The sequence below is a fragment of the Methanoculleus sp. UBA413 genome (assembly GCF_002502935.1).
GTDB classification, from domain to species: domain Archaea; phylum Halobacteriota; class Methanomicrobia; order Methanomicrobiales; family Methanoculleaceae; genus Methanoculleus; species Methanoculleus bourgensis.
The window spans coordinates 24,704-40,325 of record NZ_DAQR01000043.1; the positions used below are offsets into that span (position 1 = coordinate 24,704).

Annotated in this window: 17 protein-coding genes and 1 pseudogene; 12 read left to right on the forward strand and 6 right to left on the reverse strand. The window is 61.5% G+C overall.

Translation table 11 applies throughout. From position 1 onward, the window contains the following. Both BP858_RS03165 and BP858_RS12260 read right to left on the reverse strand, forming a co-directional pair. Positions 1–401, reverse strand: a pseudogene (locus BP858_RS03165) (ATP cone domain-containing protein); the annotation flags it as partial. Then, positions 398–559, reverse strand: coding sequence for a hypothetical protein (locus BP858_RS12260; protein ID WP_333582877.1), 162 nt, complete (start codon positions 557–559; stop codon positions 398–400). The pseudogene BP858_RS03165 and the gene BP858_RS12260, both read right to left, overlap by 4 nt. Before the next feature lie 341 nt (positions 560–900). Here BP858_RS12260 and thpR point away from each other — a divergent pair, with 341 nt between their 5' ends. Next, positions 901–1,440 (forward strand): RNA 2',3'-cyclic phosphodiesterase, encoded by a 540-nt coding sequence (gene thpR / locus BP858_RS03175; protein WP_286878822.1) that lies wholly within the window; start codon positions 901–903, stop codon positions 1,438–1,440. Continuing rightward, entirely contained in the window at positions 1,437–2,810 is a 1,374-nt protein-coding gene (cca, locus tag BP858_RS03180; protein ID WP_286878823.1) for a CCA tRNA nucleotidyltransferase, read from the forward strand. The genes thpR and cca overlap by 4 nt, the downstream gene beginning before the upstream one ends. A gap of 140 nt (positions 2,811–2,950) precedes the next feature. On the opposite strand, the gene BP858_RS03185 is transcribed toward cca, so the two are convergent. After that, on the reverse strand, positions 2,951–3,367 hold the full coding sequence (locus tag BP858_RS03185) for a hypothetical protein (protein ID WP_062261517.1): 417 nt from the start codon (positions 3,365–3,367) through the stop codon (positions 2,951–2,953). A gap of 657 nt (positions 3,368–4,024) precedes the next feature. After that, positions 4,025–4,726 carry a deoxyribonuclease V gene (gene nfi / locus BP858_RS03190; RefSeq protein ID WP_062261513.1) on the reverse strand — a complete coding sequence of 234 codons (702 nt, stop codon included), beginning with the start codon at positions 4,724–4,726 and terminating at the stop codon, positions 4,025–4,027. Between the two features lie 396 nt (positions 4,727–5,122). On the opposite strand from nfi, the gene BP858_RS03195 reads away from it, so the two are divergent. The 3 genes from BP858_RS03195 to BP858_RS03205 all read left to right on the forward strand — a co-directional run bounded on the left by BP858_RS03195 (position 5,123) and on the right by BP858_RS03205 (position 8,948). Next, positions 5,123–6,313 (forward strand): FprA family A-type flavoprotein, encoded by a 1,191-nt coding sequence (locus BP858_RS03195; protein WP_214166049.1) that lies wholly within the window; start codon positions 5,123–5,125, stop codon positions 6,311–6,313. Positions 6,314–6,455: 142 nt separating this feature from the next. After that, positions 6,456–7,439, forward strand: a complete 984-nt coding sequence (locus BP858_RS03200) for a phosphoribulokinase (RefSeq protein ID WP_062261507.1) — start codon at positions 6,456–6,458, stop codon at positions 7,437–7,439. 51 nt (positions 7,440–7,490) lie between these two features. Next, positions 7,491–8,948: a TrkH family potassium uptake protein gene (locus BP858_RS03205; RefSeq protein ID WP_286878824.1), complete on the forward strand. Its 1,458-nt coding sequence runs from the start codon at positions 7,491–7,493 to the stop codon at positions 8,946–8,948. A 311-nt stretch (positions 8,949–9,259) separates the two neighbouring features. Here the strand turns inward: BP858_RS03205 and BP858_RS03210 are convergent, their stop codons facing one another. Beyond that, complete coding sequence (locus tag BP858_RS03210) at positions 9,260–9,880, reverse strand: hypothetical protein (protein ID WP_062261500.1); 621 nt, start codon at positions 9,878–9,880, stop codon at positions 9,260–9,262. A 230-nt stretch (positions 9,881–10,110) separates the two neighbouring features. Between BP858_RS03210 and cfbC the strand changes: the two genes are divergently transcribed. Further along, positions 10,111–10,929: a Ni-sirohydrochlorin a,c-diamide reductive cyclase ATP-dependent reductase subunit gene (cfbC, locus tag BP858_RS03215; RefSeq protein ID WP_074174812.1), complete on the forward strand. Its 819-nt coding sequence runs from the start codon at positions 10,111–10,113 to the stop codon at positions 10,927–10,929. Continuing rightward, positions 10,889–11,953 carry a nitrogenase component 1 gene (locus BP858_RS03220; RefSeq protein WP_286878825.1) on the forward strand — a complete coding sequence of 355 codons (1,065 nt, stop codon included), beginning with the start codon at positions 10,889–10,891 and terminating at the stop codon, positions 11,951–11,953. Before cfbC ends, BP858_RS03220 begins: the two co-directional genes overlap by 41 nt. 386 nt (positions 11,954–12,339) lie before the next feature. On the opposite strand, the gene BP858_RS03225 is transcribed toward BP858_RS03220, so the two are convergent. Continuing rightward, positions 12,340–12,675, reverse strand: a complete 336-nt coding sequence (locus BP858_RS03225; RefSeq protein WP_082864851.1) for a helix-turn-helix domain-containing protein — start codon at positions 12,673–12,675, stop codon at positions 12,340–12,342. Here BP858_RS03225 and BP858_RS03230 point away from each other — a divergent pair. The 5 genes from BP858_RS03230 to BP858_RS03250 form a co-directional block, all read left to right on the forward strand. Next, positions 12,566–12,997: a hypothetical protein gene (locus BP858_RS03230; RefSeq protein WP_197671634.1), complete on the forward strand. Its 432-nt coding sequence runs from the start codon at positions 12,566–12,568 to the stop codon at positions 12,995–12,997. The genes BP858_RS03225 and BP858_RS03230 overlap by 110 nt on opposite strands. Next, positions 12,987–13,409, forward strand: a complete 423-nt coding sequence (locus tag BP858_RS03235; protein WP_062261491.1) for a type II toxin-antitoxin system VapC family toxin — start codon at positions 12,987–12,989, stop codon at positions 13,407–13,409. Before BP858_RS03230 ends, BP858_RS03235 begins: the two co-directional genes overlap by 11 nt. 229 nt (positions 13,410–13,638) lie before the next feature. Then, complete coding sequence (locus tag BP858_RS03240) at positions 13,639–14,112, forward strand: universal stress protein (protein ID WP_062261488.1); 474 nt, start codon at positions 13,639–13,641, stop codon at positions 14,110–14,112. An 80-nt stretch (positions 14,113–14,192) separates the two neighbouring features. Next, positions 14,193–15,353, forward strand: a complete 1,161-nt coding sequence (locus tag BP858_RS03245; RefSeq protein WP_062261485.1) for a nitrogenase component 1 — start codon at positions 14,193–14,195, stop codon at positions 15,351–15,353. Between the two features lie 74 nt (positions 15,354–15,427). Then, on the forward strand, positions 15,428–15,622 hold a 195-nt coding region (locus BP858_RS03250; RefSeq protein WP_286878826.1), incomplete at its 3' end, for a tautomerase family protein.

A 15,622-nucleotide genomic window follows, 5' to 3' on the forward strand; every position in this document is an offset into this window, starting at 1 on the left:
AGGTTCGCGTTATCCCGGGCCTCAAATCCCCTCCCCACATCGATGAGGTGCGCGTCAAAGACCGGGGTTCCCACCCGTGTGCAGACGTTGCGGTAGGACGTAAGCCCGCGCTCAAGGAGCGTCATGTTGACGATCTCGCGGATCAGCGGGCCGGAGAGCGACTGAAGGCCCAGCATCTGGATCTTCTTCTCGACCCTTCGAGCGATATCCTGTGCAGTCTCCTCGTCGGCCCCTTCGTAGCCGTAGAAGACCTCGACCAGCCGGCTCTCCTCCATGATCTGCCTGACGATCCGGTTCCTGTCCCAGTCGAGAAGGTACCCCCGCGATGTCCGGACTTTGGGGAGGACGGGGACGAACTCCCCGAATATGGTCGTCTGCGTCGACTTGCGGGCCAACCTCATGCCTCCGCGATCAGGTCGGCGACAAGGTCTTCCTGGAACGCGCCGCCGGCAAAGAGATCGCCGGACGTATAGAACGCGTCACCTTTCTGCAGCACCGGCGCTTCCTGGACGAATATGCCGTTCATGCGGAGTTCCGTCAGCGCCTCGGCGGACGCCATGTCGCACTCGACAAAGGGGACACCCCTGGAGGCCAGGAACTCTTTGAGAATTTCGCAATTCGGGCAGAATTCTAGTGTATATACGATGAATTGCGTTGTATCGGAAATGATAATACCCCCGGATTCGATCGTTATGGTTTTGCGCTGGTCGAATATATCTGCTCTCATTCGCTGCAGGGAACCGTTTATTACAGGGCGCACAAACACCGGTATCCGGTACGGCCCCGGGGTGAGACCCGCGCCGAATCCGCCCCCGCGCCCTACCGGCATCGTATCCCCCGGGTGCGCCCCCGCCCGACAAGCACCATTTTGTAGGGTGAGACACGATTAGGTACGATAACATGGTCAGGACGTTTGTTGCAATCGATCTGCCCGAAGAGATCCGCGAGAGGGTCCGCAAGTCCCAGGCGATCCTGGCACAGTCCGGTGGGCGTCTCGCGCTCGTCGACCCGGCGAACCTCCACGTCACGCTAAAGTTCCTCGGGGAGGTTGAACCCGGGAAGATCGGGGCAATCATCGAGGCGCTCCGGGCGGTCAGGGCCGCTCCTTTCGAACTGACGGTCGGGTGTGCGGCCTGCAACTCCCCGCGGAGGCCGCGGGTGGTCTGGTGCGACATCACCGACGCCGGGGAGAGCGCCGCCCTCGCCCGGCAGGTGGACGACCTCCTCGAGCCGCTCGGGTTCCCCCGGGAACGCCGCCCCTTCCGCCCCCACGCAACGCTTGCACGGGTGAAGGAGTTCCACCCCTCGCTCCTCGGGCAGGTGCAGTGCATGCCTCGCGAACCGTTCGGGAGGTTCCGGGTGGAGAGCATCAAACTCAAGAAGAGCACGCTTACGCCCCGCGGATCGGTCTACGAGGACCTCGTGGAGGTAGCGCTTTGACCCAGTGCCCCTGCGAGGAGGAGGTGCTCAGGCGGATCCGTCCCACGCCTGAGGAGCGGGCCTACATCAGGACGATGGGAGAGCGCCTGATCGAGGCGGTGGAGCGGTCCGGGATGGCGAAGGCGATGATGGTAGGGTCGGTCGCCCGCGATACCTTCGTCCGGGGCGACCGGGACCTCGACATCTTCATGCTCTTCGACCCCTCCCTCCCGCGGGAGGACCTGCAAGAGAAGGGGCTATCCCTGGCACGCCGGATCGCAGAGGAGTTCGGTGCGACCTGGCGCGAGAAGTACGCGGAACACCCCTACATCAACGCGACGATCAACTCGCTCGATATCGATCTCGTCCCCTGCTACGCCGTCCCGAGTGCCACTGAGATCAAGAGCGCCGTGGACCGGACACCGTTTCACACCCGGTACATCCGGGCCCATATCGGTGATTACGTCGACGATGTCCTCCTCACAAAGCAGTTCGCGAAGGCAGGCGGGGTCTACGGGTCTGACCACATGACCGAGGGGTTCTCAGGATACCTCTGCGAGATCCTGACAATTTACTACGGCGGGTTCCACCCGCTTCTCGAGGCCGCCGCCTGCTGGAAGCCGGGGGAGGTTGTCGATATCGAGAATCACGGGACAAAGAGTTTTGAGGAGCCGCTCATCGTCATCGACCCTGTCGACCCGGAGAGGAACGTGGCGGCGGCGCTCTCGGTCTCGCGGATGTTCGAATTTGTGGAACTCGCCCGCGGCTACCTGGAGGAGCCGTCCGAGGTGTTCTTCTGCCGGCCATCCTCCCCGCCGCTCAGCCGGGAGGTCTTCGCCCGCCTGCTTGCGGCGCGGGGGACATATCTCTTCTCTATCACCTTCGCAACACCGGAGTACACGCCGGATACGGTGGTTCCCCAGCTCAGGAAATCGGCCGAGTCTATCCGGGAACTCCTTGAGCGGAGCGGGTTTCCGGCAAACCGACTTGACGTCTGTATGCAGAAGGACCGATGCATGCTTCTCTTTGAACTGATGGCGGATGAGGTCCCGGTGATGCGCCGCCACATCGGACCGCCGGCCTGGTCGCGGGGGAACGCCGCGAAGTTCGTCGCAAAGTACGTCGATGACGAGGTTCTCGCCGGCCCCTACATCGAGGACGGCCGCTACGTCGTGGAACTCCCCCGCACGTTCACCCGGGCTGTCGACCTCCTGCGGTCAAAGGCGCTCCTAGATGTCGCGCTCGGCAAACATGTCCGCCGCTCGATGGAGGATGGCTGGACGGTGAGTGTCGGTGCAGGGTGCTGGGATGAGGAGTTTGCCGGGTTTCTCTCGGGTTTCCTCGGACGCTCGTCGCCGCTCGTGAGGATCAGAAGGATAACCGGGAAGTAAGTCTTCCCCTGCGCAAGGCATTGCTCAGACCGGCGGGATCTCGCGGTCGACCCTGACTTCCGATACCCGTGCCGCTCTTTTCGGGTGGCAGGGCTCTCCCGGGACCCGCACCGGATAAGCGGGTCCGGGGTGAGAACCGGCTAGAGATACTCCCAGATCATGGCGTAGATGGCGCCGATAAGGGGGAAACCTATAGCCCCGAAGAGGAGGTCTTCGAGATAGAACCCGGTTGGGTAGTTCATCGACGTGAAGGCGATGAAGACACCCGGCACCGTGTAGATCAGGAAGAGTATTGCACCGAACGTCATCCCTTTGCTGCTCGACGCGCCCTGTAACGCGTCCTTCACCAGGTCGAATACGACGGCCGCTGCAAACGATAGGACGAACGGGTAGGCGAAGAAGAAAAGCATCAGCGGATCATCCGCCGGTCGCATACCGCCCAGAGTGAGAACATCGTAGGGGGCGACAAGCATTACGAGCGCCGAGATGACGAAGTTCACGATGAGGAGGGTTATACCGCCGATGAACCCCCCTGCAATGATCTTTCTTGCATTCATGGATGTTCACGAGACGCACCTCTCGTTGACGATATCAAAAACATATCTTTTTGTGCAGTGGTGTTGCGCGAGATGCTTAAAACTACGCTGGCCGGCTACACTCCTCCTGTGGGCCGGATGGATATTTGGCGTGGACTAACATGGAGATCAGAGCAGACGACAGCGTTGCCGGGTAGATGGGACCGGTTGTGATTGCCCGGAACGGAGCCCCGCGCACCAGTACCGGCAATGGCTGTTGCAGCCTCGATCAGCGGTTCTCCACGGGGAGAATTGCTCGTCACTCGTTGTACGCCGTCACCTGTTCGGACCCCCGTGAGCGGCCTTCCGGAGCGTAAACTGGAAACAGCCCGATGCCGCGTTCACGCAAGGAGAGCGGCACCCCGGCGGGATACGCTGATCGGGTGGTGCTTTGGTATCTCTATGGTGCGGATCGGCCTTCGCTACTCAACATCCCGATCGTTGCGGTCGGGTTCGGGTGTGCGGCCGAGCAGTTCAGTCGATGCGGGTCCTACACGACCACGGACGGTATGCTATGCCGGTGCGGCGGGCGGTAGTATGGACCACGGCATCTCATATTCCCCACGCCCTTCGTGAGGTTTTTGGGTGTTACCGGCGGCGATCCGATCTCATGCACCAACAACCTCACATTACGGTCAACTACTCCCCACCCGGTAGAGTGGTCTGCCCTCCCCCTCTCCTGACCTCGTTTGCGAAGAGGTGGGCCTGCCGGGTCGGTTCAGGGAGTCGGTATCCCCGTGTTGTCGCAAGCACCAGGTCGACCGCCTGCGCAAGAGCTATCCGGTGGCCCACCGAGACGTAGACCGGTTTTGTCCCCGCTTTTGTCCGCACCGCCATCCCGATCGTCTCGCCGTCGCGGCGCACCGGGCTCGCCGAGCCCCGGGCAGGCCCCGGGTCCGCCGCCGTGCCCACGAGGAGGCTCTTTGCGACCCCGACGGTGGGCCGGTCCAGCAGGACGCCCAGGTGGCTCGCGATGCCAAGCCCCCTTGGGTGGGCGATCCCCTGCCCGTCGAAGAAGATGACGTCAGGCTCTGACTGCAGCCTCCGAAACGCCTCGATGAGGGCGGGGCCTTCCCGGAAGGTCAGGAGCCCGGGGATGTAGGGGAACGATGTCGTGGTGCGGGCAGAGACCCGCTCGACAACGGTGAGGTCCGGGTAGCGGAGGGCGACCGCGACCGCGTAGATCTCGTCCGAACCCTTCGTGTAGGAGGCGTCGGCACCGGCCACGAGGGAGATCTCCCCGGTATCGCCGGAGAGGCGGACTTGGGCCCGCAACACCTCCTGGAGGCGGACGGCCTCGGCAGGTGTCAGGTCAAATGAGTGGGTCTCCTGGATCTTCACAGGTTGCCTCCCGGTTGTGGGTAGTGCTCCGGGGTAACTAATAATCCCATCGCACCCGGGGTTGACCCACACGAGCGGCTGGCAATCAGCACCAGGAGCCGCAAAATACAGTGAAATGACGCAGTAGTGTACCATTGCACTTAATAGTTCCACGCAATGGTTGCGTGAGGCAACCTGAGGTGCGGAGACGGTGATCCGGTCTCACGCGGACGTGGGCGAACCCCAGGCGCGTGTGATGATGCGCTGCCCTGGAGTAGCAGGGCGAAACCGTTATCAGCGTTCGGGCAGGATAGGGATTTATCGCCGACCGGCACGGCACAGACCGCCGGGGCGGCTGGAGAACATGAACCATGTCCCACAAACAACAGAGCATGACCGGATTGGAGGCGGTAGAAGATGACCGCACGTGAGATTGTGCCGGGTGTCTTCTCCGTCGGGGCCATCGACTGGGACCGCCGAATCTTCGACGAGCTGATCGCGATTCCCGACGGCACCACCTACAACAGCTATCTGGTGCAGGGCAGTGAGGCGACAGCGCTGATCGACACCGTCGATCCTGCGATGACCGCAGACCTCATGGCGAACCTGGACCAGCTCGGCGTCGGGAGAATCGACTACATCGTCTGCAACCATGCCGAGCAGGACCACTCGGGCTCGATCCCGGCGGTGCTCGACCGATTTCCGGGGTCAAAGGTGGTGACGAACGAAAAATGCCGCGACCTCTTGATCGACCACCTCCATATCCAGAAAGACCGCTGCCTCGTCATCGGCGACGGGGAGACCCTCCCCCTGGGGGGGAAGACGCTTGAGTTCATCATCGCCCCCTGGGTTCACTGGCCGGAGACGATGCTGACCTACCTCCAGGAAGACCGGGTCCTCTTCCCCTGCGACTTCTTCGGGTCACATTACGCGACGAGTTCCCTCTACGTCCCTGACGAGGGTGTGATCTATGAATCGGCGAAACGCTACTACGCCGAGATCATGATGCCGTTTCGCGCGAGCATCAAGGGGCACCTGCAGAAACTGGCGCCGCGCGAGATTGATATAATCGCGCCGAGCCACGGCCCGCTCTACGACAGGCCGGCATTCATCATGGACGCCTACCGGGACTGGACGGGCGATGCGGTGAAGAACGTGGTGGTCCTCCCCTACGTCTCCATGCACGGGAGCACGCAGGCGATGGTCGACCACCTCATCGATGCCCTGGTGCAGAGGGGAATCGAGGTCGAGCCGTTCAACCTGACGGTGACCGATACCGGCGACCTCGCAAAGGCGCTGGTGGATGCCGCGACGGTCGTGATCGGGGCGCCGACACTCATCTTCGGCCCCCATCCACAGGTCGTCTACGCCGCGTACCTCGCAAACCTCCTCCGCCCGAAGACCCGCTACGCGACGGTGATCGGGTCCTACGGGTGGGGCGGGAAGACCGTCGATACCCTGAAGGATATGCTCGGCCGGCTCAAGGTCGAGTTCCTCGAACCGGTCTATGTCAAGGGCTACCCGAAGGAGGAAGACTTCGCGGCGCTGGACCGGCTCGCCGACGATATCCGGAAGAGACACGAGGAGGCCGGGGCCATCGTGGCCTGAGGGGGCTTCCCGCCCCCCTCTTCGGGCGGCGAAGAGGACACCCCTTGCGGTTTTTCACTTTTCCGGCCCACTGGGCCGTGCCACTCTTTCCGAACCAAAATCTTAACAGTCCAGGATACCGATCAATCCAATGAGCTGACCTATGTCACCATCCTCCGATTTCAAGAGAGTCATCGCAGAGTCGCCCTACGTCTTCATCATCGGCGTAGCAGGAGACAGTGGGAGCGGGAAGACCACGTTCACACGGGCCATCCGGGCGATCTTTGGAAAAGACCTCGTCTCCACGATCACCATCGACGACTACCACCGGTACGACCGCCAGGAACGAAAGGAACTCGGGATCACCCCGCTCGTCCCCGAGGCGAACCGGTTCGACCTGCTCGAAGAGCACCTGGAGGACCTGAAGGCGGGAAAGTCCATCCAAAAACCGGTCTACAACCATGACAACGGCAAATTCGATCCCCCGGTGCCCTTCAGCCCCACAAAGATCCTGATCGTCGAAGGGTTGCACCCCTTCATCACCGAGAAACTGCGGGACCTGATCGACTTCAAACTCTACGTGGACCCGGACCCCGGCGTCAAGCGTGCCTGGAAGATCAAGCGCGACGTGGAGCAGCGCGGCTACTCCCCGGAGGCGGTCATTGCCGAGATGGAGGAGCGCAAACCCGACTACGAGCGCTACATCGCGCCGCAGCGGGGATTTGCAGACGCGGTCATCAGGATCGGCTTCTCGAAGTACGGCAGGGAGGCAAGCGAGAACCGGAACGTCTACCATGTCACCCTCTGCCAGAACGAGATCGACAGGAGCATCAGAAACGTCGACCTCTCCATCGACCTCTTCCCAATCTTCTCCCTCGCGCAACGGGACTTCATGGTCGAGTTCACCACCGAGGACGTGGAAGGGAGGGCGATGGGGGCACTCACGTTCGACGGCGAACTAAACTACACCGTGGTCAGGAAACTCGAGAGGAACATCGAGATCCAGACGCAGGTCCAGCCCATCAACCTGGTCAAGAACGGTGCCTACCTGACGGCGGGCGGGATAGCCCAGCTCATCCTTGCCTGGCGGATCATCAACCGGCGCATCGCCATCGAGAGCGCTCCCGGTGTGGCCGGCGGGGAGTGAACCGCCACAGCCCCGCAAAGATAGATAAGAGCGCCCGGAGAATCTGTATCGATGGATAGGATCGAGCAATTCTCGACCATCGCTCACGATATCGGCGATATATTCCGGTATATCAGTATCGGCACAGCAGTGCCGCTCGTCGTGGCGGTGGTCTACCGGGAATGGGATATGATCCTCCCCATGGCCTCCGTCCCCGCCACCCTCTTCCTCCTCGGAACGCTTTTTGCCCGGGTCCCCCGGCAGGAGCGTGAGGCCCCCCTCTCCACCGCCCTCATGGCCGTCGCCCTGATATGGTTGATCAGCGCGCTTGTGAGCGCTCTGCCGTTCACCCTCGGGCTCGGCGTCCCGTACCTGGACGGGGTCTTTGAGGCGATGTCCGGGTGGACCGATACCGGCCTGACCATGATGCGGTCGGTCGATGACCTGCCCCGGACGCTCCTCTTCTGGCGGTCGCTGATGCAGTGGCTCGGCGGCATCGGGATCGTCGCCTTCACCATCGCGATGGCCTCACGGACGGGGCTGACCCAGTTCCGCCTCTACCGATCAGAAGGGCGCTCGGAAGCGTTGATGCCGAGTGTTGTGGCGACCGGGCTTGAGATGTGGAAGATCTACCTGGTGCTGACCGGCGCATCGATCGGGCTGATCCTCCTCTCGGGGGTATCCCTCTGGGACTCGGTGAATATCGCGCTCTCCGCGATCTCCACCGGCGGGTTCTCGGTCCATTCGGGGGGGATCCCCTTCTACAATAACCCGCTCTTAGAGGTCCTCATCGTCCCGGTCATGATCGCCGGTGCCCTGCCGTTCAAACTCTACTACCTCCTCTACCGCAGGAAAGGGGTGCGGTTCTTCGATGACCAGCAGGCACGCCTCCTCTTCATACTCGTCGCGCTCGGGATCGTCGTGATAGCATGGGACCTCGTCACGCTCAGCGCAACCGACATCGCCACCGCCGTCCGCCAGGCGCTCTTCATGTCGGCCGCCGCGGTCACCAGCACCGGGTTTCAGACCGCCTCCCCGAACGAGTGGGCGAGCGTGACGGTCCTCTTCCTCTCGATGCTGATCGTGATCGGCGGGGCGTCGGGGAGCACCGCGGGGGGTATCAAGCTCTCCCGGGTGGTCCTCGGGTTCCAGAGCCTGCTCTGGTGGTTCCGGCGGATGTTCGTCTCCGGGAAGGTGCTTGTGCCCTTCAAGTACGGCGGCAGGGTGATCCCGAAGAACGTCGCCGAACTTGAGGTTTCCCGGAACATGCTGGTCATCATGCTCTACTTCCTGACGATCTTCATCGCCACGGTGCTCGTGATGCACCTGCAGCCGACATCCTTCGACTCAAGCAACGTGATCTTCGAGGTCGTCTCTGCCATGTGCAACAACGGTATGACCGCAGGGTTTGTCTCGCCCGATATGGCCGACCCGGCGAAGGTCCTCTTCATCGCAGTCATGTGGATCGGACGTCTTGAGATCATCCCGGTGATCATGCTTTTCATGGGCGTCTTCAAGGGGTTTGAGTGACCGGCGGAACGGACCGGTGCTCCGGGGCGGTTAGCATTCCACGCATCACGGGCCCACCCCTTCGCGGCAACGCGTCTGCGGATGGGGCTAAACCCTCGCGTGGAAGAGCGGAGTGGAGCATTTTATCTAATATTGTCCATGCACCACCGTCTCACGCAAAGACGCGAAGGGTTCCCGTTGGGAGGAGCGACACGCGCATCAAGGCTTCGCGCTCTTCGCGGGAGATCGGCGATCACTCCCACGTGCCCTCAAGTAGAGGTGAAGTGGTTCGTTCGTGCGAACCACGCCGCAAAAAAAAGAATTCCCGGGGTTTACGCCGGGGGGTTGTTGGTGTAGAGGTCGTCCACCGCCGCCGCATCGCCGCCGTTCTTTGCGAGCAGGTCCATGTAGGCGTAGACCTCGGGGGCATCCTCTTTCAGGAGGTCAGGGGAGGTGTGGTAGAGCATGAAGGCGCCGGCAAAGACCGCGGCTTCCCTCTCCTCACCGGCCGGGGCGCTGACTCCTGCCAGGTACGACCCGGGCTTTGCGGCAAGGGTCGAAAAGACCGTGCTCTCCTCGAACCCCATGGTGTGATAGACCCGGTAGCCCACCTGCTCGGCAAAGACGTCATCAGCCCGCTCAGGGTGCTGGTCCGAGCGGATGTAGATGGCGTTCTCCTCCGGGACGTAGAGACCGAGCGCGGTTCCGGGCCCACCCTGCTCACCGAACACTTCGTTCCTGCTGTCGATGTAGACAGTGAGGTTCTCCATATACTCATTCCTGATTTTGGTGCTCTGCTGCAACACCAGTGCCTCTGCGAGTGCCGCCTCGGTGCCGTTCCCATCCCTGTTTTCCAGACGGAATCCGGCGACTGGGCTCACCGAGAAGGCCGAACAGACGACGATCAGGAGGATGATCGCCGCAATCAACCGTGATCGAAATTGTGGGTCCATGGTTCGCTCTTCCTCTGCTTCACAAGAGTTTCTAAGGACGAAATATATACTTTTTTATAAATAAAAACAGCACTATAACAAATATTCTTCCAAATATCCGCCTTACAAGCATGTATTCAGCAAATAGTACATTCTAAAATGCTTGTATCTGTAGAACAAGGAATATATAGTAGCCCGGTCGGATCGCCATCCGACACCTAATTACCCATGCAGGCGCATAGTTAGAGATAATGAAACAGATCGCCCTCTACGGGAAGGGTGGAATCGGGAAATCCACTACTGCAGCAAACCTATCGGCAGCTCTTGCGGAGGAGGGGCTTGATATCCTGCAGATCGGCTGCGATCCGAAGCACGACAGCACCCGCATGCTGATGCACGGGACCTGGATCCCGACGGTGCTCGACCTCATCAGGGAGCGCGGGGACGAGAACATCACCGTCGACGACGTGGTCTACCAGGGTTTCCGGGGGGTGCGATGCGTTGAGGCGGGCGGCCCCGAACCTGGTATCGGGTGCGCCGGCCGGGGTATCATCGCAACGTTCCAGCTCCTCGAACGCCTGGACGCCCTCAAAGGAGACGTGATCGTCTACGACGTCCTCGGGGACGTCGTCTGTGGCGGGTTTGCCATGCCGATGCGCGAAGGCTACGCGCAGGAGATCTACCTGGTCACCTCCGGGGAATTGATGTCCATCTACGCGGCAAACAACATCGCAAAAGCCATCGCCCGCCTCTCGCGCCGGGCGCGGAGCAGATGCACGCTCGGAGGCGTGATCTGCAACGCAAAGAACATCGAGGGCGAACAGGACCTGGTGGCTGAGTTCGCCCGCCGTATCAACTCCCGGCTCATCGCCTACATCCCCCGGTCCCGGGATGTCCAGGTTGCCGAACTGCACAGGCAGACGGTCGTCGAGTACGCCCCCGAATCGGACCAGGCGGCGGTCTACCGGGAACTGGGGCGCACGGTCTATGGGAACCAGAAGACAAGTATCCCCACCCCCCTGGAGATGGATGAACTCGAATCCTTCGCCTTTGAATTCGTCCAGGTTTGAAGGGTGCACCCTGACCGGAGCGCTCTCGGTGCTCACAGAGGTACGGGACGCCGTCTGCATCATCCACGGTCCGGCTGGGTGTGCGCACCACAACTTCTCCCTCCTCCACGCCACCCTGCTCTCAAACGACCGGCTCGAGGTCCCCCGCCTCCTCTCCACCCGCCTGACAGAGAATGATATCATCTTCGGGGGCGAGGAGGCCCTGGAGACGACTATTGCGCGGGCGCTCTCGCTCTCCCCCGCCCCGGCCTCGATCTTCGTCCTCTCAACCTGTATCGTCGAGACGATAGGGGACGACACCGAGGCTGTCTGTGCAAAACCCCGGGGTGTCCCGGTGATCGCCGTCCCGACCGCGGGATTCCTCGGCGGGGTCTTTGAGACCGGGATCAAAGGCGCCCTCTTATCGGTGGCGTCGCTTGCCAGGCCGGGGACCGCCGAACCGACCCTTTCGGCAAACCTGGTAGGGGAGAAGAACCTGGAGTACGGCGTCGATGAGAATGCGGCCGAGATCGCCCGCCTCCTTGGCCGGCTCGACATCGGCATCAACCTCAGGTTCGTGCGGGGGATCAGTACCCGCGACCTCGAACGCCTCGGGTCCGCCACCGTGAACATTCTCCGGGAACCGGCGCTCCAGCCGGTCGGCGAGGACCTCAGGGGGAGGTTTGGCACTCCTTACGTGGACTCGTTCCCGGCCGGGCTTTCGGGGACGTGCCGATTTCTTGAGGAGGTGGGCCGGATCTGCGGTATCGACGCCTCCGATGCCGTCGAGGAGGAACGCGCCTACCAGAAGGCGATGCTTGAAGGATTTCGCGATATGGCGGGGAGCAGGGTCTGCTTCCAGACAGCGCACCCCATGCTCGGGGCCGACCCGGCGGCAGAGGCCGTCTGCACCGAGTGCGCCCGGGCCCTCGACCTCACGGTCGCCCCGGACGGGGTTTTGGTGCCGTTCCCATACCCGGCACCGGTCGGGACCGCGGGGCTCCGGAGGATGCTGCACCGGTGGAGGCTCCTGGTCCGGGGGTGAGCCTCCCGGAGAGATGGTATCGCTACACACTGCCCGCGGGGCGGATCGCCAGCCGCACGCGAAGGGGCGGTGCCGGTATCCACACAATCCTCATAGCCTCGCGCACTTCCGTGTGAGGCAACGGCGCGCCTAAAATTTCAGGTGAGATGCTCCACCACAACGATCCTCCAGCTCAACGCCGGGAAATGTTGAGCAGAACGTAGTGGACTATTGCACCTAATATTTCCATGTGATTGTTGCGTCACGCAGAAGTGCGCGAAGGACGCGAAGTTCGGTTTCTGGACGATATGGTCCCCTTCGCGCTCTTCGCGCCTTCGCGTGAGACCGGCGATCACTCCCACACACCCTCAAGGTAAGGTGAAATGCTCCAGTAGTCTACTCGTGGCTCAACAACCGATCGCCGACCGAGAGGTGCTCTCATCCATCAGGGACGAGATCGCTCCCTGTTGCGGAGAGAGATTCGAATTCCACTGTGAGAACTGCATCCGCAGGGGCATGTTTGCAGCGTTGCATTCTTCAAGGAGTGTGTTGTAGAGCCACCGACAGGTATCGAGTGCGACATTCAACCGTGTTTCCACGATTGCAGCTTGATATGCCCGATACTTGTAGGAAATGAGCGACAATACGATATTCATTCGTGGATTGGGTATATGTGAACCATGCAGGGTGATAGTGAAGAAGGGCGGCGCTGCGTTCAACCCCGCACCTGCTCTCCGGGGCATCTCGCTTCGCCCCGCACGCCCCCACAAGTTAATAATCCATGAAGGCTATGATCATCAGATACAGGAGGTGGTTTTTCGGGTGACAAAGACATTGAAGGTTCTGTTTGATGGGGCGGTTTTCCGACCGACCGGTCCTGTTGATCTCGAAGCGGGGAAGAAATATACAATTACGGTAAAACTCTCCCCAGAAGACCCTGACGTAGATAAGGATCCTGCTTTTGATATAGCGTCGCTTGCCGTAGACACGCATATTCCCGATCTCGCAGCGGAGCACGATCACTACCTGTATGGAACGCCAAAACGGGATACCCATGAGCGGTGACAGATGTTTTGTCGATACCGTTTGCTGGATTGCATTGCTGAACAAACGCGACAATCTCCATGAAACCGCCGACGCTCTCTACAAAGGACGGATGGGATCCGGATCCTGTTTCGTCACCACATCCTCTGTGTTAACCGAGACGTTCAACGCCCTCTCGAACACCGCATTCAAACCCTCCGTTATCGCATTCCTTCGTCGCCTTGAATCGTCACCCCGGGTGGAGATTGTCTTTGTTGATCCCACCCTATGGTCAAAAGGATGGGACATCTACGAAAAAAGACTGGATAAAGCGTGGAGTCTTACGGATTGTATCTCCCTTGGGGTCATGAAGGAGCAGGGGATCTCCGATGCCCTGACCGGCGATCAGCATTTTGTCCAGGCAGGGTACCGTGCCCTGCTCACGGAAGATTGAGAGAAACTTCGACGGGGGCACACCGCACTGACCCGGGGACCCGCGCACCGTTGCCGCCGGAGAAGAGGTTGCACGAGAGAGCGGCAACAACCACCCCAGGGAGAGAGGTCACGCCGTGAATACGATTTTACTGTGGATATGCGCCGGCGGCGCTGGCGAGGGAACGCGGTGGGGGCAGTTTAAATACCTGGTTCACAGAGAGTAGATTACCAGAGGAGAAGGTCAGAGTATGTTCAAACGCATCCTATTTCCAACAGACTTTTCAGAGCCTTCCATGAAGGTGCTGGGCTACATCCCCACACTCCGGGAGGCAGGAACCAGGGAGGTGGTCCTCGTTCACGTCATCGACTCAAAAGACGTCACACTGATCGCCTCGGGAGGACAGGGGTTCCTCGGGACTGTACCCGACCAGGAGACCGAAGCGCAGAAGAGGTTGCGGGAGGAGATTCACCACCATATCATCGATACCCGCCGGGCGCTCGAGAAGCAGGGTGTAGAGGTGATCGTCAGGGTGCCTATCGGCAGCCCCGGGAAAGAGATCGTGAACACGGCAGATGTTGAGGGGGCCTCGCTCATCGTCATCGGTTCGCACGGACGGTCGAACATCCGCGATCGCCTGCTCGGGACGGTCTCTGAGTACGTGATCAAGAACGCCCACCAACCGGTCCTGGTCATCAAGCGGGACGTGGCGGCGCAGAAATAACCATTCTCCAATTTTTCCCGGAGTATCGGCATGCAGGGAGAGATCGTGCTTTATATTCCGGCGCTACCATAATCTTGTGAATGCCGGACGATCATCACACACCGTGCGAAAACCCGCTCTGGCCCTGTGCAATGACCGGGGCGGTCGCGTGCCTGGCGGGTTTTGAAGACCTCGCCGTCGTCGTCCACGGTTCGAGCGGATGTTACTTCTACCCCGCGTCCCTCGTCGGGGTCCCTATCCACGGGACCTTCCTCGTTGAGAACGAGGTCATCTTCGGCACGGAATCCCGCCTGCAGGAGGTGATCGGGGAACTCGAAGACCGGTATGCCCGGATAGCAGTGGTCAACACCTGTGTTCCCGCCGTCATGGGCGAGGATATCGGGAGCCTCGCCCGGGACGGGCGGGTCTTCATCGTCGATAGCCCCGGGTTCCTCGGTGACCTGGAGGCGGGATACCATCAGGCGCTCGCGGAGATCGCGCCCGAGGTGGACCCGGATGCCCCCGGCGTCAACATCGACGGCATCTGCCGCACCGACCCGTTCTCCCGTGGCAACGCCCTTGAGGCGCGGCGGCTGCTCAACCTGGCAGGGGGGACCGTCGCCACCACGTTCTGCCTGGACCGCTACGCCGCGACACGCCGGGCGGCGCCCCTCACCGTCGGGACGAACCCTGACCTTGCAAGCGGTGTCGGGAGATGGTGCGGCTCCCTCCTGGGCCTCGATGCCGTGGCCGCAACCTTTGATGCGCTCGCCGCCGCGGTTGACGGCATCGAGACCCGGCCGGTCAGGGAGGAGATTGCATGGGCCGATGCCCGGATCAGGAAGGCGTGCAGCAAGTACCTCCGCAGGTTCGACCCGCCCCGGGTGGCGATCTTTTCCGGCCGCTCCTACGCCGATTTCGCAGCAGGGATGCTGAAACAATATCTCGATGCAGATATCGTCCATGTCGCGGCCCGGAACGACGCCGGCGCCCGGGCGGCCGATTTCTCGGCCATCAGGGAGGTGATCCAGGATGCCGAACCGGACCTGATCCTTGGCTCCTCCTACGAGCGGGCGCTTGCCGACGATGCCGCGTTCGTCGGGCTGACACCGCCGCTCCGGGGCACGGTCCTCCTGCACTCCCGGGCGGTGGCCGGGGTCGAAGGGGCGCTCTGGTTGATGGACGAGGTGCTCAACGCCTGTACAAACCGGAACCGGCGCAACCGGGGCGAGACCATGCCCCTCCCTTTGAGAAAGCGTTAAGGCTCCCGGTGCCAAGCATTCATGCAGGAGAGCGGGGATTCGCCCGGATCCCCGGCACCCGCAGGAGTTTGCCAATGCCGCTTGCAAGAATCGAGATCCGTACCGGAAAGCCGGTTGAGTACCGGCAATCGCTTATCGAAAGCGTTCGTGAGGCTTTTTTGGACGCACTCCAGACCCCGGAGGCCGCCCTCTGGATCCGGCTCTGCGAGCGAAAAGAGGAGAACTTCCTGATACCACCCGGCCGGTCTGACGACGCAGTCCTCATCGAG